This is a genomic window from Streptomyces colwelliae, from assembly GCF_048158785.1.
Taxonomy (GTDB): domain Bacteria; phylum Actinomycetota; class Actinomycetes; order Streptomycetales; family Streptomycetaceae; genus Streptomyces.
In genome coordinates this window covers 1-20,815 of sequence record NZ_JBLTJC010000085.1, presented here as the reverse complement: position 1 = coordinate 20,815, position 20,815 = coordinate 1, and the positions used below count along the sequence as shown (strand labels likewise).

18 protein-coding genes and 2 pseudogenes are annotated in these 20,815 nt (G+C 71.6%); 8 read left to right on the top strand and 12 right to left on the bottom strand.

Annotated elements, in window-relative coordinates; genetic code table 11:
- Positions 1–186 precede the first annotated feature (186 nt).
- Positions 187–1,200, top strand: coding sequence for a permease (locus tag ACNFOC_RS19600; RefSeq protein WP_416960373.1), 1,014 nt, complete (start codon positions 187–189; stop codon positions 1,198–1,200).
- Positions 1,197–2,000, top strand: coding sequence for a TIGR03943 family putative permease subunit (locus tag ACNFOC_RS19595; protein ID WP_416960372.1), 804 nt, complete (start codon positions 1,197–1,199; stop codon positions 1,998–2,000). Before ACNFOC_RS19600 ends, ACNFOC_RS19595 begins: the two co-directional genes overlap by 4 nt.
- 17 nt (positions 2,001–2,017) lie before the next feature.
- Here ACNFOC_RS19595 and ACNFOC_RS19590 read toward each other — a convergent pair whose 3' ends face one another.
- Positions 2,018–3,487, bottom strand: coding sequence for a ketol-acid reductoisomerase (locus tag ACNFOC_RS19590; RefSeq protein ID WP_416960371.1), 1,470 nt, complete (start codon positions 3,485–3,487; stop codon positions 2,018–2,020).
- Between the two features lie 88 nt (positions 3,488–3,575).
- On the opposite strand from ACNFOC_RS19590, the gene ilvY reads away from it, so the two are divergent.
- A complete protein-coding gene (ilvY, locus tag ACNFOC_RS19585; protein ID WP_416960370.1) occupies positions 3,576–4,427 on the top strand; it encodes an HTH-type transcriptional activator IlvY in 852 nt (283 codons plus the stop codon).
- A gap of 116 nt (positions 4,428–4,543) precedes the next feature.
- On the opposite strand, the gene ACNFOC_RS19580 is transcribed toward ilvY, so the two are convergent.
- From ACNFOC_RS19580 to ACNFOC_RS19565, 4 genes are all read right to left on the bottom strand, one after another.
- Positions 4,544–5,725 carry an SPFH domain-containing protein gene (locus ACNFOC_RS19580; RefSeq protein WP_399002710.1) on the bottom strand — a complete coding sequence of 394 codons (1,182 nt, stop codon included), beginning with the start codon at positions 5,723–5,725 and terminating at the stop codon, positions 4,544–4,546.
- A 10-nt stretch (positions 5,726–5,735) separates the two neighbouring features.
- A complete protein-coding gene (locus ACNFOC_RS19575; protein WP_384149240.1) occupies positions 5,736–5,987 on the bottom strand; it encodes an NfeD C-terminal domain-containing protein in 252 nt (83 codons plus the stop codon).
- Between the two features lie 129 nt (positions 5,988–6,116).
- The gene (locus ACNFOC_RS19570; RefSeq protein ID WP_416960369.1) at positions 6,117–7,355 is read right to left on the bottom strand and encodes an ROK family protein; all 1,239 of its coding nucleotides are present in this window, start codon (positions 7,353–7,355) and stop codon (positions 6,117–6,119) included.
- A 114-nt stretch (positions 7,356–7,469) separates the two neighbouring features.
- Positions 7,470–8,111 (bottom strand): alpha-ketoglutarate-dependent dioxygenase AlkB family protein, encoded by a 642-nt coding sequence (locus tag ACNFOC_RS19565; protein ID WP_416960368.1) that lies wholly within the window; start codon positions 8,109–8,111, stop codon positions 7,470–7,472.
- Positions 8,112–8,188: 77 nt separating this feature from the next.
- Here ACNFOC_RS19565 and ACNFOC_RS19560 point away from each other — a divergent pair, with 77 nt between their 5' ends.
- A complete protein-coding gene (locus tag ACNFOC_RS19560) occupies positions 8,189–9,322 on the top strand; it encodes a methyltransferase (RefSeq protein WP_416960367.1) in 1,134 nt (377 codons plus the stop codon).
- Here ACNFOC_RS19560 and ACNFOC_RS19555 read toward each other — a convergent pair.
- Together ACNFOC_RS19555 and ACNFOC_RS19550 are read right to left on the bottom strand one after the other, a co-directional pair.
- Positions 9,312–10,181, bottom strand: coding sequence for a class II fructose-bisphosphate aldolase (locus ACNFOC_RS19555; RefSeq protein ID WP_416960366.1), 870 nt, complete (start codon positions 10,179–10,181; stop codon positions 9,312–9,314). The genes ACNFOC_RS19560 and ACNFOC_RS19555 overlap by 11 nt on opposite strands.
- Positions 10,182–10,245: 64 nt before the next feature.
- On the bottom strand, positions 10,246–11,127 hold the full coding sequence (locus ACNFOC_RS19550) for an SIS domain-containing protein (protein WP_416960365.1): 882 nt from the start codon (positions 11,125–11,127) through the stop codon (positions 10,246–10,248).
- A gap of 137 nt (positions 11,128–11,264) precedes the next feature.
- On the opposite strand from ACNFOC_RS19550, the gene ACNFOC_RS19545 reads away from it, so the two are divergent.
- From ACNFOC_RS19545 to ACNFOC_RS19535, 3 genes are all read left to right on the top strand, one after another.
- Positions 11,265–12,044, top strand: coding sequence for a DeoR/GlpR family DNA-binding transcription regulator (locus tag ACNFOC_RS19545; protein ID WP_416960364.1), 780 nt, complete (start codon positions 11,265–11,267; stop codon positions 12,042–12,044).
- A gap of 76 nt (positions 12,045–12,120) precedes the next feature.
- Positions 12,121–13,491, top strand: coding sequence for an SWIM zinc finger family protein (locus ACNFOC_RS19540; protein WP_416960363.1), 1,371 nt, complete (start codon positions 12,121–12,123; stop codon positions 13,489–13,491).
- Positions 13,488–16,166: a DUF6493 family protein gene (locus tag ACNFOC_RS19535; protein WP_416960362.1), complete on the top strand. Its 2,679-nt coding sequence runs from the start codon at positions 13,488–13,490 to the stop codon at positions 16,164–16,166. Before ACNFOC_RS19540 ends, ACNFOC_RS19535 begins: the two co-directional genes overlap by 4 nt.
- Before the next feature lie 140 nt (positions 16,167–16,306).
- On the opposite strand, the gene ACNFOC_RS19530 is transcribed toward ACNFOC_RS19535, so the two are convergent.
- The 4 genes from ACNFOC_RS19530 to ACNFOC_RS19515 all read right to left on the bottom strand — a co-directional run bounded on the left by ACNFOC_RS19530 (position 16,307) and on the right by ACNFOC_RS19515 (position 19,594).
- Positions 16,307–16,759, bottom strand: coding sequence for a phospholipase (locus ACNFOC_RS19530; protein ID WP_416960361.1), 453 nt, complete (start codon positions 16,757–16,759; stop codon positions 16,307–16,309).
- A gap of 216 nt (positions 16,760–16,975) precedes the next feature.
- Complete coding sequence (locus tag ACNFOC_RS19525) at positions 16,976–17,722, bottom strand: TIGR03943 family putative permease subunit (RefSeq protein ID WP_416960360.1); 747 nt, start codon at positions 17,720–17,722, stop codon at positions 16,976–16,978.
- Positions 17,719–18,762 carry a permease gene (locus ACNFOC_RS19520; RefSeq protein ID WP_416960359.1) on the bottom strand — a complete coding sequence of 348 codons (1,044 nt, stop codon included), beginning with the start codon at positions 18,760–18,762 and terminating at the stop codon, positions 17,719–17,721. Before ACNFOC_RS19520 ends, ACNFOC_RS19525 begins: the two co-directional genes overlap by 4 nt.
- A 73-nt stretch (positions 18,763–18,835) precedes the next feature.
- A complete protein-coding gene (locus ACNFOC_RS19515; RefSeq protein ID WP_416960358.1) occupies positions 18,836–19,594 on the bottom strand; it encodes a FadR/GntR family transcriptional regulator in 759 nt (252 codons plus the stop codon).
- A gap of 291 nt (positions 19,595–19,885) precedes the next feature.
- On the opposite strand from ACNFOC_RS19515, the pseudogene ACNFOC_RS19510 reads away from it, so the two are divergent.
- A pseudogene (locus ACNFOC_RS19510) lies at positions 19,886–20,689 on the top strand (proline iminopeptidase-family hydrolase); the annotation flags it as partial.
- On the opposite strand, the pseudogene ACNFOC_RS19505 reads toward ACNFOC_RS19510, so the two are convergent.
- Positions 20,675–20,815, bottom strand: a pseudogene (locus tag ACNFOC_RS19505) (3-dehydroquinate synthase); the annotation flags it as partial. The pseudogenes ACNFOC_RS19510 and ACNFOC_RS19505 overlap by 15 nt on opposite strands.

The following is a 20,815-nucleotide window of genomic DNA, read 5'->3' as shown; positions in this document are numbered from 1 at the left end:
CGGGGGGCGCTGGAAGGAAGGGACGGGGATCCGTGGCACGCACCGCGTCAGCATGAGCGAGGCGCACGCGTTCACGACGGCACCCCTGGATGTCGTCGAACAGTACGCCCGCTCCCCGGAGCCGGTCGCCGAAGGCTGAGACGGGCCCGCTATGTTCGACGCGGACATCGAACATGTGGAGCTCGTGTGCAGACGACGGTTGAGCCACCCGGAGCGGCGGCGGAAGCGGATGTCGCGGCAGCCGGGTGGCCCCGGTCCTGGCCGCTCATGCTGCTCGGGGCGGCTGTCGTCCCGGGGCTGCTCCTGTTCGTCGTCGGGCGGTGGCTGGACGCGCCGGCCGTGCAGGCCTGGCGGACCGTGTGTCTCGCCATCACCACACAGGCGCTGCCCTTCCTGCTGCTCGGTACGGCTCTGTCGGGGGCGATCAACGCGTTCGTGCCGGCGCGGGTGTTCACGAAGGTGCTGCCGAAGCGGGCCGCGTTCGCCGTGCCGGTGGCCGGGATGGCGGGGGTCGTGCTGCCGGGCTGTGAGTGCGCGTCGGTGCCGGTCGCGAACAGTCTGATCGGGCGCGGGGTCACCCCGGCCGCCGCGTTCGCGTTCCTGCTCTCGGCGCCCGCGATCAACCCGGTCGTGCTGACCGCCACCGCGATCGCGTTTCCCGCCAGCCCTGTGATGGTGCTGGCCCGGCTGCTCGCCTCGCTCGCGACCGCCGTGGTGATGGGCTGGCTGTGGCTCTGGCTGGGGCGCGAGGAGTGGCTGCGGCCCGTCGCGCGCCACACCGGGCACCGGCCTGGGCACAGCCGCTTCACGGAGTTCCGCACCGGCTTCCAGCACGACTTCCTGCACGCGGGCGGGTTCCTGGTCGTCGGGGCCATGGCGGCGGCGACCTTCAATGTCGCGGTCCCGCGCTCGGTCCTCGACACCTTCGCCGGCTCGCCGTGGCTGTCGGTGCTGTTCCTGGCCGCGCTCGCGATCATCCTCGCAGTCTGCTCCGAGGCAGACGCGTTCGTAGCGTCCTCCCTCACGGGCTTCTCCCCCACTGCCCGGCTCGCTTTCATGGTCGTGGGCCCCATGGTGGACCTGAAGCTGATCGCCCTCCAGGCGGGCACGTTCGGCCGGGCCTTCGCGGCTCGCTTCTCCGCCGCCACGACGGTCGTCGCGGTACTGTCCAGCGCGCTGATCGGAGCCGTACTGCTGTGAGACGCCCCCTCCAGGTGACCCTGCTCGTCCTCAGCGGCCTGGGCCTGCTGCACGCCTCGCTCTTCACCGACCTGTGCCTGCGCTACGTCAAGCCGAGCATGCGCCCGATGCTCGTCGTGTCCGGGTTCCTACTGATCCTGCTCGGCATCGCGGAGGCATGGTCACGGGCACGGCAGAACCCGGGCCCGGACGACGACCACGTGGGCCCCGGCCACATGGACCGTGGCCACATAGGTCACGACCACACCGAACCCGCCGAAGAGCACATGGGCGGCCACAACCACTCCAAGGTGCCCCGCGTCGCCTGGCTGCTCTTCCTCCCCGCGCTCAGCCTCCTCTTCTACGCCCCACCCGCTCTCGGCGCCTACACCGCGTCCCGCGCCGACACGAAGGCCGTCCCCGTGCAGGACTCCTTCGATCCGCTGCCCGCGACCTCGCCGCTGCCGATGACCCTCACCGACTTCACGACCCGCGTGCAGCAGGACCGAGAGCGGGCCATCAAGGGCCGCACCGTCCAGATGACCGGGTTCGTCACGCCCGACAAGGGGTCCACCTACTGGGACCTGACCCGGATCATGATCTCGTGCTGCGCGGCGGACGCCCAGTCCATCAAGGTGCGGGTCTACGGCATCCCGGCCCTGTCCGCCAACACCTGGGTGACGATCACCGGAACGTGGCACGCGAGCGGAACCCTGGGGACGGGTTCCGCCGCGGCCGCGCTCGACGGCGTCACCGTCGAGAAGGTCGCCAAGCCGGTGAACGCCTACCAGGACGCCCTGCCGTTCCCCACCTCGCGCTGAGCCGACCGAATGAACCGTCAGGCCACGGAGATGTCCACGGAGGGCCGCAGTTTCGCCGCCGCGGCCAGGGCCTCGTGCATGGGGTGGGTGTCGAAGGCCTCCAACAGGGCTCCGTCCGCCGGGAGTTCGGACGCGGGGTAGGCGATCTGCTCGTAGGCCGCCTGGAAGCGGGGGCCCCAACGGCGGGCGCCCAGACGGGCCGTACGGGAGCAGTTGTCGACCATGTATGCCACATCGCGGGCGTGCATGTAGGGCAGCAGGGAGTCCACCGCCTCGATGACGGACTCGTTGACGATCTCCGACCAGGGGTGGCCGCGCTCGGCGAACTCGTCGACCTGGGCGGTCATCGTCGCCACGAACACCCCGGCGGTGAACGGCTCGACGGACAGGGCCCGTTGGGCCCGGCGCGCCCGCACCTCCACTCCCGCGGCCCACATCGGGGAACCGCCGATCCCGCTCATCTCCCGTGCCCCGAGCCGCCGTTCGGCAAGAACCACGCTGCGCAGTTCGGTGCCGTCGGCGACCTCGTCGTAGATCTCGGCGACGATCTCGCGGGCGGGGCCGTAGGTCGCCGAGTACGCACGGTCGAAGACCTCCCGTCCGGCCGGGTCCAACTCCTCGCGGACGGCGCGGAGTCCGGCCTGGGAGATGGTGCGGGCGATGGGTCCGGTGACGTTCTCGCAGGAGCGCTCGTACGCGGTCACCGCGTCGTCGCCGCTCAGGCGGTGGCGCGTGAAGAGGCTCTCGACGATGCCGTGGACGGCGCCGAGCAGGATGGCGCGTTCGCCGACGATGTCGGAGCGGTACTCGCTCTCCAGGGTGGTGCGGAAGGTGTACGGCGAGCCCAGCGCGACCGACCAGCCGAGCGCGTGGTCGGTGGCGTTGCCGTCGGGGTCGGCGTGGACGGCGTAACTGCTGTTGATGCCCGCGCCGTTGATCTCCGCGCCCTGCTCGTAGAGTCGCCGCACGGAGTCGCCCATGCCCTTGGGGCAGACGGCGATCACGCCGTGTCCGGGCGGGAACTCCCCGCCGGTCTCCCGGAGATGACCGAGCAGGAAGCCGTGCGAGAGGCCGATGGTGGCGCCGGGCTTCAACGCCCCGAAGATCTGCTCGTGGTGGGCGGCGAGGGCCGCGTCCGCGATCAGCAGGATCACCAGGTCGCTGTCGGCGGTGACCGCGAGCCAGTCGCCGAGCGTGCCGTCCTCCTCGGTGAAGCCGTGCGCGCGGGCGTCGGCCGCGGACGCCGAGCCGGGGCGCAGGCCGACGCTCACCCGGATGTCCGTACCGGCGAGGGAGTCCCGCAGGTTGCGGGCCTGGGCGCGGCCCTGCGGGCCCCAGCCGATGACGCCGATACGGCGGACGCCGGCGAAGGCCTGCGGGAGCAGCGGGAAGAGGTGCCGGCCGCCGCGCAGGATGGTCTCCGTGCCGCCGGGCACGTCCATCGTTTCGAGGGTGAAGACGGCGGAGGTGTACGTGGTCGAGGTCATGGTGGAGTTGTAGGCTCCCGGCGAGTGTTGCGGCAAGCGCAACTTGTGCAGCGGACTGTTGCACCCGCTGAAAGGGCCAGGTCACGGTATGCGGGACGACCACCGGGAGCTACGGCTTTTCCTACATCTGGCGCAGACGCTGAACTTCGGGCGGACCAGTCTCGACTGCCATGTCAGTCCGGCGACGCTCACGCGGACCGTGCAGCGACTGGAGGCCGACCTCGGACACCGACTCTTCGACCGCGGGACGCGCGGAGTCTCACTGACGGCGGAGGGGCACCGCTTCCGTGAATACGCCGTCCAGTCACTGGAGTTGTGGCGCGCCTACCGCGAGGAGCATCCCGACCCGGCCGAACTCACCGGCAGACTCGCCCTGTTCGCCACGGTGACCGCCTGCCAGGGGCTGCTGCCCGACCTGTTGGCGCCCTTCCGGGCCGCGCATCCCCAGGTACGCCTCGATCTGCGCACCGGCGACGCGGCGGCCGCGCTGGCCCGCCTCGACGAGGGCGAAGTGGACGTCGCGGTCGCCGGCATCCCGGCGCGGCTGCCGGAGCCGCTGGTGAGCCGGACGGTCGCGGTGACCGAACTGGTCCTGGTCACCGCCCACGACCGCCCCGACCCGGATCTAGACGGCCCGTTCGTCCTCCCGCACCGGGGCCTGGTCCGCGAGGCCGCCGACCGCTGGTTCCGCACCCAGGGCACGACACCCGACGTGGCCTGCGAACCGGACGGCCACGAAGGCCTGTTGACCCTGGTCGCCCTGGGCTGCGGGACGGGAGTGGTACCCCGCCTCGTCCTCGACAACAGCGCCGTACGGGAACGGCTGGCGGTAATCCCGGCGGACCCACCACCGGAGCCGTTCCCGATCGGCCTGTGCGTACGACGGGCAGACCTGCGCCGCCCACTGGTGTCGGCCCTGTGGAGCCTGACAGCGCCGTAGGGGCGACGGCCTGTGCTGCAGCGCCCCGAAAGGGGCGCGGGGAACTGCGCGACCAGCCACAACGGCGCCGCAGCAAACCGACAACGCACACCGCCCCACAACTCCCAGCGGAGCACCTAGTCCAGGTCAACCGGCCCGTCGTTCTTCTTGTCGTCCTTCTTCGCCTGCAACTGGAGCAGGTTCTTGACCTCGTCACCGGGACGACGCCCGTCGGGGTCCGACCCGCTCAGATTCCCCCGCACCGAGTCCAGAATCGTCAACCCCTGCGAAACAAGGCCCGCGGCGATCTCGCCGAGACCATCCGCACCGTTGAGGACGTTGACATTCGCGCCCGCAAGACCCCCCGCCGCTTCCTTCACGATCTGCGGGAGCTGGTCGATCAGCATCCGGTCGAGCGCGACCCGGTCGTAGGAGGCCGCCGCCTCGGCCTGGATCTTCATGCGGTCCGCCTCGGCAATGGCGAGCAGCTTGATCCGCTGGGCCTCGGCCTCGGCCGGCTTGACGATCTCGGCGACCAGCTGCTGCTGGCGCAACTCGGCCTGGCGCTGGGCCAGTTCGGTCTGCGCGGCGAGCACTTCCTGCTGGGCGTGGGCCTGCGCGAGCGGTCCGGCCTGCGCGGCCTGCGCCTGCGCGCGGTCCACCTCGGCCGAGTACTCCGCCTTGACCACCGCGGTCTGCCGGGCGTACTCGGCCTGGTTGCGGGCCGCGACCTGCTCCGCCTCGACCGAGGCCTGGGTGGCCTGGGCCTGGGCGATCTGGGCCTGCCGCTGGATGGCCGCCTTGTGCGGCGCGGACATGGCCTCGATGTAGCCGACCTCGCCGTCGTCGATCGACTGGATCTGTAGCGAGTCCACGATCAGGCCGATCTTCGCCATCTCGACCTTTGACGTGTCCAGCACCTCGGCGGCGAGCTTCTGCCGCTCCGTGACGATCTCCTCGACCGTCATCGAGCCGATGATGGACCGCAGGTGACCGGCGAAGATGCGGCCGGTCAACACCGACATCTGGTCCTGGTCGGAGAGGAACCGCTGGCCCGCGTTGATGATGCTCTCGGTGTCGTTGCCGACCTTGAACGCGATCACGGCGCGGACGTGCAGCGCGATGCCCTGGCGGGTCACACAGGTCTCGGTGACCTCGGCCTCGCACATCGACAGCGTGAGAAAACGGGTCTTGCGGAAAACCGGCAGCACGAACTTTCCGTGCCCCGTCACCACTCGGAACGGCGCGCCCCCCAGTCCCCGCCTGCCACCCGAGATCAGCATCGCCTCATCGGGGGCGGGAACGCGGTAACCGAACATGTCTTGCTCCTCACTCTGCGCCGGCGGGTTCGCCGCCCAGCGCGTCCAATGGATCCGCCCACTCGATGACGTGCACGGCACGACGTCCACGGGACTCGATCACGAGCACCCTGGCCCCCGTGGGCAGGGGATCATCCGACCAGGCCAGGAACGTCTCGGAGCCGCCACGGACCCGCACGAGGATCTCGCCGGGACCCGCGCTTCCGCGGGTCTCGATGATCACCTCTCCCGTGCATCCGATCACGGCCTCGTCCTGCGGCATCACCGGCCGCCTCCATCCTCTGGCCTTAGGTTTCCGACGATAGACCCACTCGGGTCGCGGACCCAACGGGCCCACCACACACCTTTTCCACGTGTCTGCCGGGCGAGAGCCGGGCGGCACCGTCCGCTGTCAGGACAGCGCCGCCAGCGGGTCGTCGAGCACCGGCTGCCACGCCAACTCGGCTGCCCCGACCAGGCTGTTGTGGTCCAGGGTGCACGCGAGGATCGGCACGCCCCCGCTCTGTCCCCACAGGCTCCGGTCGGCGACGACAGCGCGCAGCCGGTCCGGGTCGGCGTCGAGGAGGGTGCGGTGCAGTCCGCCGAGGATGATCCGGTCGGGGTTGAGGATGTTCACCAGGCCCGCGAGGCCAAGGCCGAGCCGGTCGATCAGGGTCTCGGCGGCCTTCCGGACGGACGGGTCGTCGTAGTGGTGGCGGATCAGTTCGTTGGACTCCTGGAGCAGGGAGACCTCGGGGCCGGGTTCGCGACCGGCGGCCGTGAGGAAGGCGAGCGGGTCGGCCTCGACGTCGAGGCAGCCGCGGCTGCCGCAGTGGCAGGGGCGGCCCTCGGGGTTGACGGTGAGGTGTCCGACTTCGAGCGCGAGGCCCGAACTCCCGGTGTGCAGACGCCCGTCGAGCACCAGCGCGCCGCCGACACCCCGGTGTCCGGTCGCCACGCACAGCAGGTCGCGGGCGCCGCGTCCCGCGCCGTGCCGGTGCTCGGCGAGCGCGGCGAGGTTGACGTCGTTGCCCGCGAACGCGGGTCCGGTGAGGCCGGCCGCGCGCACGCACTCGGCGAAGATCCGCCGCACGGGCGCGCCCGCGGGCCAGGCCAGGTGGAGAGGGTTCAGCGCCAGTCCTTCGGGTTCGGCCACGGCGGAGGGCACGGCGAGCCCGGCGCCCACGCACCGCCGGCCCGTCTCGCGCAGCAGATCCGCGCCGGCCTCCACCACCGAGCCGAGCACCTTCGCCGGGTCGGCGTCGACGGTCTCGCAGCCGGGTGCGGTCGCGACGATCTGGCCGCCGAGCCCGACCAGCGCGGCGCGGAAGCCGTCGGCGTGCACCTGGGCGGCGAGTACGACGGGGCCGTCCTCGGCCAGCGCGAGCCGGTGCGAGGGGCGTCCCTGCGAACCGGCTGCCGCGCCGGGCCTGGCGTCGACCCTGATCAGGCCCAGTGCCTCCAGTTCGGCGGCCACCGCGCCGGCCGTCGCCCGGGTCACCCCCAGTTCGGCGGTGAGTACGGCGCGGGTGGGGGCGCGGCCGGTGTGCACGAGTTCCAGTGCGGGGCCGAGCGCTCCGCGGCCCCGGTCCAGTCGTGCCCTTGAGGTGGTTCCTTCCCCCGCCGGCCGGGGGTCCGCCTTGCCGCTCATGAGGGCGAGTCTCCCATGATCCGTACAAAGGGCCGCTGGGGGTCGTGTTCACAGTGGCGGCCGGTGGGGGCTGGTCGCGCAGTTCCCCGCGCCCCTTCGAAACGCATCCCCTGCTCAGAAGCCACTGACCCTCAGCGTCACGTTCAGTCTCCCCCTCAGCCCCAACTCCCCCGGCCCCGTGCCCTCGTACACCCTCGGTACCCCGTGATACGCCAGCCTCGACGCGCCCCCGAACACGAACAGGTCGCCGCTCCTCAACTCGACGTCCGTGTACGGCTTCGTACGGGTCTCGGTGTTGCCGAAGCGGAAGACGCAGGTGTCGCCGAGGCTGAGGGACACCACGGGGGCGTCGGACTGTTCGTCGCTGTCGCGGTGCATGCCCATGCGGGCGTCGCCGTCGTAAAAATTGATCAGTGCGATGTCGTACGACGCGGTCGGCGCCCCCAGTGCGTCGGCGACCGCCCGTCGCCCGAGGTCGTCCAGCCAGGTGGGGAACGGCTTCACCGGGCTGCCGTCGCCGTCGGTCACCGTGCGGGAGTAGGCGTACGGGTACCAGTGCCAGCCCAGGCACACCTGCCGGGCGGTCATCGTGCCGCCGCCGGGGGTGTGGACCGTGCGCAGTCCGGCGGGGGGTCTGGCCCACTCGCGGCAGGCCGTCAGGAGGTCGCGCTGGCGGTCCGGGGAGAGCCAGTCGGGCACGTGCACCGCGCCCGGCGCGATCTCCGTACGAACCCTCGGAAACAGCTCGGCGTCCATGGACCCATCCTGCCCCGACCGGCCATGAGCTGGCACTCGGTTAGCCTTGGCGCACGATGGACGACCATATCGACCGAATGACGACTCCGCGGGGCGAGCGCGCCCTGGCCCGCTTCCCCGAGGACCAGCGCGACCGGCTGCGCGCCTGGGACGCCTCCGACGAATACCTTCTGCGGCATCTCGCGGAACAGGACACCCCGCTGTCCGGCACGGTCGTGATCGTGGGCGACCGCTGGGGTGCCCTGGCCACGGCCCTCGCGGAGTACGGTCCGGTGCAGATCACGGACTCGTTCCTGACCCAGGAGGCGACCAGGGCGAACCTCGCGCGCAATGAGGTCGACGCGGGTTCCGTACGGCTGCTCACCACCCAGGATCCGCCGCCCGAGCGCGTCGACGTGCTGCTGGTGCGGGTGCCCAAGAGCCTCGCGCTGCTGGAGGACCAGTTGCTGCGGCTGGCGCCCGCGGTGCACGCGGACACGGTCGTCGTCGGCACCGGCATGGTGAAGGAGATCCACACCTCGACGCTGAAGCTGTTCGAGCGGATCCTCGGCCCGACCCGGACCTCGCTGGCCGAGAAGAAGGCCCGGCTGATCCACTGCACGCCCCGGTCGTCGGCGGCCCGCGCCACCAACCCCTGGCCGCACAGCTATGCCCTGCCCGACGGCATCGGTGTCGTCTCGGGCCGGACCGTGGTCAACCACGCGGGTGTGTTCTGCGCGGAACGCCTCGACATCGGCACCCGTTTCCTCCTCCAGCACCTGCCCTCAAGTCGTGGGCTCGGCAAGGTCGTCGACCTCGGGTGCGGCAACGGTGTCGTCGGTACGGCGGTGTCGCTGGCCGATCCGGAGGCCGAAGTCCTGTTCGTGGACGAGTCGTTCCAGGCCGTGGCCTCGGCGGAGGCGACGTACAAGGCCAACGGCGTTCCGGGGCAGGCGGAGTTCAGGGTCGGGGACGGGCTGGTCGGGGTTCCGGCCGACAGTGTGGACCTCGTGCTGAACAATCCCCCGTTCCACTCCCACCAGGCGACGACCGACGCGACGGCCTGGCGGATGTTCTCCGGGGCGCGGCGCGCGCTGCGGCCGGGCGGTGAGCTGTGGGTGATCGGCAACCGTCATCTCGCCTACCACGTGAAGCTGAAGCGGCTGTTCGGCAACAGTCAACTGGTGGCCAGCGACGCCAAGTTCGTGGTGCTGAAGGCCGTCAAGCGGTAACCGCACCGCCTCCGGCGAGCACTCCGATGATGCGGGCCACCGCCCCCGCCATCGCCTCCCGTCCCACGCTCAGGTACGTGCGGGAGTCGACCGCCTCGGGGTGTTCGGCGAGGAAGGCGCGGATCGCGCCGGTCATCGCGAGGTTGAGGGCCGTGCCCACGTTGACCTTGGTGATGCCGCCGGCGACGGCCGCGGTCAGTTCGTCGTCGGGGACGCCTGAGGAGCCGTGCAGGACGAGGGGGACGTCCAGGGTCGCGGTGAGCCGCTTGAGGAGGTCGTGGTCGAGGGTGGCGGTACGGGTGGTCATGGCGTGGGAGCTGCCGATGGCCACGGCGAGCGCGTCTACGCCGGAGTCGGCGACGAAGGCGCGGGCCCGGGCGGGGTCGGTGCGGGCGCCGGGTGCGTGGGCGTCGAGGGGCGGCTCACCGTTCTTGCCGCCGACCTCTCCCAACTCGGCCTCGATCCACAGACCTTGGGAGTGTGCCCAGTCGGCGGCCGCGCGGGTCGCGGCGAGGTTCTCGGCGTAGGGCAGGCGGGCCGCGTCGTACATGACGGAGCTGAAACCGGCGCTGTGCGCCTGCCGCAGCAGGTCGTCGCTCTGGACGTGGTCGAGGTGCAACGCGACGGGTACGGCGGCCCGTTCGGCGGCGGCGACGGCCGCGCGGGCGAGCGGGAGGAGGCGGCCGTGGCGGAACTTGACGGCGTTTTCGCTGACTTGGAGGACGACGGGGGCGCCGGTGGACTCGGCGCCGGCGATGACGGCCTCGACGTGTTCCAGCGTGATGATGTTGAAGGCGGGGACCGCGGAGCGGGCCTCCGCGGCGCGGGTGACGAGCTCGCCGGTGGTGACGAGGGGCACGGCCTGTCCTTTCCTGCCCTGGGGTTCCGGGATTCAGAGGGTCCTGTCCGGAAATACCGGGGCTTCAGGGGGCGAGGATCACCGAGCGGGTGAGGTGGCGCGGGCGGTCGGGGTCAAGGTCGCGGTACGCGGCGACGGCGACCGCGAGGCGCTGGGCGCGGACGAGTTCGGCGAGGGGGTCGAGACCGCCCTCGATCCACAACCCGCCGGTGGCGCCCACCTGTTGGGCGAGTCCCTCGGGTGCTTCGCCGAGCATCCAGGTGGCGGTGCCGTGGGTGGTGATGCTGATCGGGCCGTGTCGGTACTCCATCGCCGGGTAGGCCTCGGTCCAGGACAGTGAGGCCTCGCGCATCTTCAGCCCGGCCTCGTTGGCGAGCCCGACGGTCCAGCCGCGGCCGAGGAAGGTGAACTGGGTGCAGGCGACGAGCTGTTGGGGCAGTTCGGCGGCGAGCGCGGTGCGGGCGTCCGCGACCACGGCGCTGGTGTGCAGGCCCAGGTGGGCGCGGAGCAGGGTGACCGCGGTGGTCGCGAACCGAGTCTGGACGACGGACCGTTCGTCGGCGAAGTCGAGCACGACGACCTCGTCCGCGGCCGTCATGACGGGTGTGTGCGGGTCGGCGGTGATCGCGGTGGTGCGGGTGCGCCCCCTCAACTGCCGCAGGAGCTCCAGCACTTCGGTGGTGGTGCCGGAGCGGGTGAGGGCGAGGACCCGGTCGTACGTCCGCCCGTGCGGGAACTCCGAGGCGGCGAAGGCGTCGGTCTCACCCTGGCCCGCTCCCTCGCGCAGGGCGGCGATCGCCTGGGCCATGAAGTACGAGGTACCGCAGCCGACGATCGCGACCCGCTCCCCCGGTGCCGGCAACGCGTCCCGGTGTCGGGGCGCCTCCGACGCGGCGCGTATCCAGCACTCCGGCTGGCTGGTCAGCTCGTCCTCGACATAGGTCATGTCGGACCCCTCCCCGTTGATGCTTGTTCCTGCAAGGTATAGCGAGTTTTCGAGCACAATCAAGCATTTGAGTGAGGATCGTGTGCGCTAGGGTCGCCGGAGAAACAAGGAGGAGAAACGAGGAACGGAGAGTGCGGATGTCGCGCGACGCCCGCTGGAAGGCGCTGCTGGATCTGCTCGTCGAGCGCGGCCGGCTCGATGTCGAGGAGGCCGCGGCCGACCTCGCGGTGTCGGCCGCGACGATCCGCCGCGACTTCGACCAACTCGCCGAGCAGCAGATGCTGGTGCGCACCCGGGGCGGCGCCGTCGTGCACGGGGTGTCGTACGAACTGCCGTTGCGCTACAAGACCGCCCGGCACGCCTCCGAGAAGGAGCGCATCGCCAAGGCGGTCGCCGAACTCGTCGCGCCCGGCGAGGCGGTGGGCCTGACCGGCGGCACGACGACCACGGAGGTGGCCCGCGCCCTCGCCGTGCGCAGCGACCTCACCTCCGGGACGCCCGCACTGACCGTCGTGACCAACGCGCTCAACATCGCCAACGAGCTTGCCGTACGGCCCCAGTTCAAGATCGTGCTGACCGGCGGGGTCGCGCGCCCGCAGTCGTACGAACTCGTCGGCCCCCTCGCGGACGGGGTGCTCTCGCAGATCACCGTCGACGTGGCGGTGCTCGGCGTGGTGGCCTTCGACGTGACACACGGCGCGGCGGCGCACGACGAGGCGGAGGCCGCGATCAACCGGCTGCTGTGCGAGCGTGCCGAGCGCGTGATCGTCGCGGCCGACTCCAGCAAGCTCGGCCAGCGGGCGTTCGCCCGGATCTGCTCGGCCCAGGCGGTGAACACGCTGGTGACGGACATGGCAGTGGGGGCGGACATGGTGCGGCGGTTCGAGGAGGTGGGGGTCGAGGTCGTCGCGGTGTGACGTCCGCGCCGCCTCACCCTCGTACACGTTTCCGATTTCGACGGTCCCTGTCAGTGGCCCGCAATAGCGTGTCCGCGTGACCTCACTTTTACAGTCCTATACCTACCTGCACCCGTCGGCCGTACGCGCGTCCGCGGCCGGGCGCACTCTCGCGCTGGAGACTTCCGGGGGTGCCACGCCGGACGGTGAGGTGGCCCATCCACGGTTCTTCCACGGCTTTCTGACCGCGCCGACCGCCGCGGCGGCGGCACTGCTGACGGTCGCTGACGTGGCGGCGGCCCGGTACTACCGGCCGGCCGCGCCGGCCTCGCTGGACCCGGTGGTGACGGCCGACGGCGACCGGCTGCGGATGGAGTCCTTCTCCGGCTGCTGCGGTGTCTACGCCCGCCTCGACGTGCTCGCGCCCGGCCTCGACGGCGACGACGTCGGCCACGGCACCACGAACGTCGACATCAGCCTCCCGCTGCGGCGCGCGCTCGCCGGACTCGGCGGCCTCGACCCGCTGCAACTGACCGTAGGACCGGACGAGTTGGAGGTCAGGACGTTCGACGGCCGGTTCGTGGAGAAGCGGGTCCCCCTGCCGGAACGGTGGCTGCGCGGTTTCGCCGAGGCCCAGGTGCTCGCGGCCGGCTTCACCCTGCGCGCCGAGGTGCCGGCGGCGGAGGCGACCGCCGTCCTGCGTGCGCTGCCCCGGTCGGGCGCCGGCAGCCGGACGACCCGCTGGCTGATACCCGCGGGCCGCACCCTGCGCCCCGCGAGCAGGCCGGCCCCCGGAGCCGTGTCCCTGCCCGGCCCCGACCGGTTGCTGACGCTCCGTCAAGTCCTGCGGCACGCCACGACCTTGCGGATCTACGCCCCGGATCTCGCGGAGGGGCAGGCCACGGCCGTGGCGTGGGAGGTCGGGCTGCCGGGCATGCGGCTGACGCTGCTGCTCTCGCAGGACGCGACACGGGGGTTCTCCGGTGAGGGCGGCGTCCTGTACGACCTCGCGGGCGGCCCGGCGGCGGACGACGCGGACCTCGTCGCGGCGCTGCTGGCCTGGGAACCGCGGATCGACGTGTCCGAGCTGTCCCGGCAGGCCGAACTGTCTCCCGAGCGGGTCCGGGCCGCGCTGACGGTGCTGGGGGCGTCCGGCCAGATCGGCTACGACCTCGCGGAGGAGGCGTACTTCCACCGCCATCTGCCCTACGACGCGGGCGCCGCGGAGGCACGCAACCCCCGGCTGCGCGGAGCGCGGGCCCTGGTCGCCGACGGGGCGGTCCGGCTCGACGGCGTACTGACCCGGGTCGGGAAGGGCGACCAGGTCCACCTGGTCCGCGCCGACGACTCGGGGCAGCTCAGCTGCACGTGTTTGTGGTGGGCGAAGTACCGGGGCGGACGCGGCCCCTGCAAGCACGTCCTCGCGGCGCGCATGGTCCGGGACGAGACGACGGAGGCCGCACTGTGAGACTGCTGGAACTCGTGGAAGCCGGCGATCTCGCCGCGGTGGTCGGGGAGTTGGGCACGCTGACCCCGGAGCAGCGCGCCGGGTACGCGAAGGACACGGCGGATCTTCGGGAGGCGATACAGGAGACCCGGTACCAGCGGCCGCAGGACGAGGTCGCCGCCCGGTACGCCGCGGATCTGGGGTGCCAGGTCACTCCCGGGGCCACGGCCGACTGGATCGCGCGGCACAGGAACGCGATCCCGTCCGGTGCCTGGACGGTCGACGTCCTGGACCTGTACCCCGTCGCCTGGCGGGCCGAGCTGATCGCGCGGCTCGACGGCCCGGAGGCGAAGCTGACCGCCGGCTGGCTCAGGACCGTGGAACATGTCGTACGCACCACGGGCTGTCCGGTGCCGACGTCGGACCCGTTCCTCTTCTACTGGCTGCCCGACCGGGCCGGCGACCACGGGGAGCGGCCCGGTCATCTCCGGGGCGGGGCGCCGGGGTCGAGCCTCACGGAGCGGCTGCGCGCCGACGACTTCACCCCCGTCCTCCTGCCGCTGATCGTGGCGCACCCGGGGCGTTTCGTCGCCGGCCGTCCGAACTGGCTGGACATGCTGACCGGTCTCGTCGCCGACGGCCTGATCGACCGCGAGGAGCTCGTCCGCAACTTCTTCGCGGACCTGGCCGACGATCCGCCACACCCGCACTACGGCGCGGGAATCGTGGAGTCGCTCGCCCTCGCACCGCATGAACACGCCCTGGTCGCGGACGAACGGGCCGCGCTCGTCGGGACCCTGCTCGCCCGTCTCCTCCAGGACGGCACCCGCATGGAGACGGCACCGCCCCTCGCTTTCCTGCGTGCCCTGGCGCCCACTCCGGCCGAGAACACGTCCGTCGTCCGGGACCATGTGGCCCTGCTGGACGGGTCGTTGCCGGTGGCGGGCTACGCCCAGGAGGCCCTGACCGGGGTGGACGAGGCGGGGCTGCTGGAGCCCGACGTCCTGACCGAGATCTGCGAACGGGTCCTGCCGCGGCCGGAGAAGAAGATCGTCCGTGCCCAACTGGCCTGGCTCGACCGGAAGATCCGACGGGACCCGACGCTCGCCGCCCGCGTCCTGGCCGACGTGGCGATGACCTTCGACCACCGGGACACGTCCTTGCAGGAGCGCGCCCTCGGCGTGGTCGCCCGGCACCTGAAGACCGCCGGGGACGCGGTGTTGCCGGACCTGCGGACGGCGGCCGGGCGGCTCGGCCCCGGGCTCGCGGAACGCGCCGCCGAACTGCTCGGCGTGTCCGGGGAGTTCACCGTCGTCGAGCGGGTCGCCGACGTCCTTCCCGTCCTGACCGGCCCCCGACCGGTGCCCGGGCCCATCGGGACGGCCGTCGAGGTCGCTCAGGAGGTCGCGGCGGTCGTCGCGAACGACTGGGACGTGGTGCCGTTCGAACGCGCTCTGGACGGACTGGTCCGCCACGCCCACCGCGACCGGAGCGCGCTGTCGGAGGCGCTGGGTCCGGTCGTGCGCAGGAAACCGCGCGAGAGGTACGACTGCACGCAGTCCGATCTGTACGACGTGGCGAGGGCGGTACGGGGCGACGAGCCGAGGGAGAACGCCGTCCATCGGCGCGGGGACAGCCGGTACGCCCGCGTCCCCTCCCTCCCCGGGGCCATGCTCATGGCGCGGCTGACCGAAGCGATGGACGTCATCGAGTCCGGCACGCAGCCGTTCCTGCTGGCCGTGCCTACCCACAGCACCGGCGCGCTGGACGCGGCCGAACTGGTGGAGCGGATCGGGGAGTTGGAGGATCTCGGGGTCACGCCCGCTCCGGTCGACCTGGCGCAGGCCCTGTTGCGCGTGACCCCCGTCCCCGATGGCTCGGACGCGTCGGGCGAGGAGGTGCTGCGCGCGGCCGAGAAGCTGCGTTCGGACGCCGGACAGCGGCTGGCGCGGTGGCTGCGCGAGGGCGGTCTGCCGCGCCAGAGTTCGACGCGGGAGGGGTGGCGGGAGAGGAAGCCGGTCAGTTCGTGGGAGATGTGGTGTACGCCCCTGCGCTCCGGGGTGGTCGTCGACCCGCCCTTCCCGCCTGCCGCGGCGGCCCTGTTCGGGCCGTATCCGAAGAGGAAGACCTCGCTCGGGGAACCGGCCGCGCCCTTCTGGGTGGCTCAACTGCCGCACCACCGCGAGGAACTGATGGCCCGTGACTACATGGAGTCTCCTCAGGCCGGCCGGGGCAGGACCGGAATCCTGCCGCTCGTGGCGGAGTCCGGGGGCCCCGCCGAGTACGCGGTGCACCTCGCGCTGGCGATCGACATGAGGCTGGATCCGGACACGGTGGTGGACGCCCTGCTGGTCCTCGCCGCGCGGGGTCAGCTGGACGGTGGACTGCTCGGGGAGCAGATCGAGGTGCTGATCCGCGCCCAGTGGCTGGAGTCGAACCGCGCTCACGACACACTGCGCACGGCGGCCGACACGGGCGCCTACGGCACCGTGTGGTCCGTCCTCTCGGCCGCCCTCCCCGGCCTGCTGCGGGACACGCCGGTCCGGGGCGCGGGAGCGTTCCTCTCCCTCGGCGTCCTGTGCGCCTCGCGCTGCGGCGCCAAGGGCGAGATCCCCGAGGTCGTGGCGGTGGCCGGGCGCACCGGGTCGAGTCAGTCGGTGAAGAACGCCAGGCTGCTGCGCGACGCGTTGCGCTGACGGGGCGCGAGGCTGGTCGGGGGGGATCGGGTCAGGTCGGGGAACGCCGGTTCCGAAGAAGGGTGAACCGGCGTTGCCGGAAAGCGAGTTGCGGGACGCCGAGGCCGACGTCCCGCATCCCGTGCCCGGTTGACGGTTCGTCAGCCGAAGGCCTTGACGGCCTGGTAGTACGTCCACGCCGTGCTGTTGCACGTGGTCGCGGTGGCGCCGCCGTACGCGGTGCAGACGCGCTTGAGGTCCGCGTAGAAGGCGCTGTCGAGCCGCGACTTGTTGGCGTCGAAGGCGCCGGCGGCCTTGTAGTTGCGGTAGCCGAAGTCGTGGCGGGCGCAGGAGGTGGCGAAGGGGAAGCCGAAGGGGTTGTCGGGCGAGTCGGAGCAGTAGTCGGTGGACCAGTCGAACGCGTAGGCGGACCAGGCGGTTTGGTTGGCGCGGGCCGCAACCCAGAGGTTGTAGCTCGACGCCGCGGTCTGGGTCCAGCTGGAGAGGACCTGCGGCTTGTCGGCGGGGGCGGCGGCGGCGTCTGTCGCGGTGGCGACTACGGCTGCCAGAGCCAGAGTTGAGGCGGCGAGACCGGTGGCGAGTCTGCGGTGCATCCAACACCTCCATGAGACCGCGATCCGCCCGTCGGATCGCAGGTCCATGACAAGATGATTTACACGTCGAGCATGCCTTCACACCGCATGTGTCCCAATGACCCGTTAGCTCTCGGATATGCCAGGAGTTCGGGACATGAATCCCATGGGAGAAACCGGCAGAGGGGACACACAACCCCCCTGCTGCCGGCCGGAGTTCAGGTTCTCAGGACGGTCTCAGGACGGCGTCAGGGGTAGGTCGTCCGTGAAGGCGTTCACCGGTTGGGCGATGTGCCGGGTTGCGTGGACGTCGAGGGCCGCCGCCGCGGTTCCCGTGCCGAGGGTGCCCTGCGTGTGCCAGGTGCCGGTGACGGCCAGCCAGGTGTTGGCGGGCGGGGCCGGGGTGCCGTACATGTGCACCTTGACGGTCTGGGCGTCCGCCGCGCAGCACGTGAAGATGATCCGGGTCAGGTCCCAGCCGCCGCCCCGGACCGGCGTCGCGAACCCGGTCATCTCGACGCTGCGCCCCTTGATGGCCAGCTCCTTGTCCTGCTGGACCCGGGTGGTGAAGTCGGTGAGGGTCATCGGCAGGGGTGAGGTCGCGGGCAGTGCGGCGAACCCCTTCCGCTGCTTGACGGCCTCGCTGCCCGCGTGGGAGGCCGTGTAGGCGCCGAGGGCGGGCGGGGCGTAGAAGAGGAGGCTGAGCGCGGGGAGGAAGAGCAGCCAGGCGATGCGGGGGGCGGTGGAGTGGTCGTGTCCATGGCCGTGATCGTGGTCATGCCCGTGGTCGTCGTGCGCGTCGTCCGCGCTGCGGTCGAACGCCGCGTGGGCCAGGCCCAGGAGCAGGAGGAGGACGCCGGAGACGATCAGGAGGGGGCGCAGGCCCTCCTTGACGTAGCGCAGGTAGAGGTCGGTGAAGAGGGCGGTGTGCAGGAGGCCCAGGCCGGTCAGGACCAGGAGCAGTACTTGGGCGGTGCGCTTCACAGCAGGGCGCCTCCGATCAGAACGCTGGCGGCCACGGCCACGACGGTGGTCGCGGTGGAGAAACGCACCGCGAACGCCCGGCCGAAGGTGCCCGCCTGAAGGGCGATCAGCTTCAGGTCCACCATGGGGCCGACCACCATGAAAGCCAGCCGGGCTGTGGGTGAGAAGCCTGTGAGTGAGGCCGCCACAAAAGCGTCGGCCTCGGAGCAGACCGCGAGGACGACGGCGAGTGCGGCCAGGAACAGCACGGACAGCCAGGGCGAGCCGGAGAAGGTGTCGAGGACCGAGCGCGGGACGGTCACGTTGAAGGTGGCCGCGGCCATGGCGCCCAGGACGAGGAAGCCGCCGGCGTGCAGGAAGTCGTGCTGGAAGCCGAGCCGGAACTCCGTGAAGCGGCTGTGCCCCGGCTGGTGCCCGGCGTGCCGTACGACGGGCCGCAGCCACTCCTCGCGCCCCAGCCAGAGCCACAGCCAGCCCATGACGGCGGCGGTGGCGAGGGAGGCGAGGAGCCGGGCCAGCACCATGGCGGGGCTGCCCGGGAAGGCGACGGCGGTGGCGGTCAGCACGATCGGGTTGATCGCGGGCGCCGAGAGCAGGAAAGCGAAGGCCGCGGCCGGGGTGACGCCCCGGCGGATCAGGCTGTTGGCGACCGGCACGGACGCGCATTCGCAGCCCGGCAGGACCGCGCCCGCGATGCCCGCGACGGGGACGGCGAGCGCGGGGCGCTTGGGCAGCACCTTGGTGAACAGGTCCGCCGGGACGAAGGCGTTGATGGCACCGGACAGGGCGGTGCCCAGGAGGAGGAAGGGCAGCGCCTGCACGGTGATGGCGAGGCAGACGGTGCGCCAGGCCGCCACGGCGGGGTCGTTCAGCCATGGCGTGCCCGACAGCGCGAGGACGGTCGCGGCCAGGCCGAGCGCGATGACGAGTGCCGTGGTCGGCGGAGGTCTGCGGAGGGCGCGGCGCCGCCGCTCGGGTGGGCGGACGGCGGCCGGGAGCACCGTCTCCGTCACATCAAGCAGCTCATCCGTTTTTGGCATTTTTGCTCCGAATGTCTGATGTTGTGACAGAACATAGCGAGGAGTACGGCCACCACCGCGCCCACACGCCGTTCTAGTGCGCCCGGACCCTCGCCAGCACCTCGCGGATCAGGTCGGCGCTGATCGTGAAGTGGCCCCGGGCGATCTCCTCGGCGCGCTCGGGCTCGCCCCCGGCGATGGCCTCGTACAGGGCCTTGTGGTCCTCGCCGCCCCGGTGGAAGTGGGTCTGTTCGCCCTTGCCCCAGGGTTCGACCGGGAAGCCGAGGCTGATCCGGGCCAGCAGGTCCTGGCTGAGCATGACGATCTGGGGGTTGCCCGTGGCGGTACGGACGGCCTGGTGGAAGGCGCTGTCGGCGGTGTGCGCGTCGCGCTGGGTGCTCGCGGAGAGGTAGGCGGACAGGGCGTCCCGCATGGGTTCGAGGTCCTTGGCGCTACGGCGTCGGGCCGCCGTCGCGGCGACCAGGCCCTCGACCAGGCCCCGCAGGTCGAAGAGCTGCTCGAACTCCTCCCAGCGGGGCAGCAGCGTGTGCCGGACCGCGGCCGCCGTCGACTCGGTCCAGCTGTCACGGACGTAGGTCCCGCCGTTGCGGCCGCGGCGGATCTCGACGACGCCGACGGCCTGGAGGCGGGCGACCGCCTCGCGCACGGTGGGGCGGCTGACCCGGAGCAGCCCGGTGAGTTCGCGCTCGGCCGGCAGCCGTTCGCCGGGCAGGAAGTCGCCGACGGCGATCGCGGTGAGCAGCCGGTCGGACACCTCGTCGACCGCCGAGGCGACCCGCACCGGGCGCAGCGCGGAGGACGGGGAGCCGCCGAGGAGGACGCGGTCGAGCACGCGGGAGAACTCGTCCCCCGCTTCGGATGCCTCAGGTACGGATGTCAGCTGTCCTCCCCCTTCAATGCCGCTTCTGTAAACACGGGCGGGCCACGTGAACTCGCCGTTACGTCTTGCCCAGCCCCCGCTAAAAGGTCTTGTGCGCTGACCTTTTACCCAATCACTATCGCAGCCATCCGTCACATCCTTTTCGTCCGGCCCGTCGTCGAAGCTCCTCGTCCCAGCTCTTCGTCCCGTACGACGACCGGCCGCAATCCCGCCTGTTCAACGGCGCGCCTGGGAGGCAACCGCGTGGCGATCCCCGAACCGAACCACACCGGCACCGTCGACTTCAACGGGAAGTCCACCTGGTACCGGATCACGGGCGAACCGGGCAGGACACCCCTGGTCGTCCTGCACGGCGGACCCGGCGCCGGTCACAACTACACGCTCAGCATCGCGGGCATCGCCGAGCAGGGACGCCAGGTGGTGCACTACGACCAGCTCGGCACCGGGCTGTCCACCCACCTGCCCGACGAGGGCGCCGACTTCTGGACCGTCCAGCTCTTCCTCGACGAACTCGACAATCTGCTCAAGGAGTTGGGCATCGCGGATGCCTACCATCTCCTCGGCCAGTCCTGGGGCGGCATGCTCGCCGCCGAGCACGCGGTACGTCGGCCGGCCGGGCTGCGCGGGCTGGTCATCGCCAACTCCCCCGCGTCCATGGGGCTGTGGCTCGCGGCGGCGGCCGAACTGCGCGCCCAGCTCCCGCCCGAGGTCCAGCGGACCCTGCTCGCCCACGAGGCGGCCGGGACCACCGACCACCCCGACTACCTCGCCGCCGAGCAGGTCTTCAACGAACGCCATGTGTGCCGTATGACCCCCAACCCACCCGAGGTGCAGGCGACTTGGGAGAACATCGCGGCCGATCCGACCGTGTACCACACGATGAACGGGCCGAACGAGTTCCATGTCGTCGGCACCATGAAGGACTGGTCCGTGATCGACCGGCTGCATCGGGTCGAGGCACCGACCCTGCTGGTGTCCGGCCGGTACGACGAGGCGACTCCCGAGACCCTGCGCCCGTTCGCCGACCACATCCCCGACGTGCGCTGGGTCCGCACGCAGCGCCTCACCCGTCTCGGCGAGCGCCTCGGGGTGGACGACCGCGACCCGCTTGACCCGGTCACCGATCAACCCACCCAGCTCACCCAGGAGTTGACGGCCCACCAGAACCTCGTA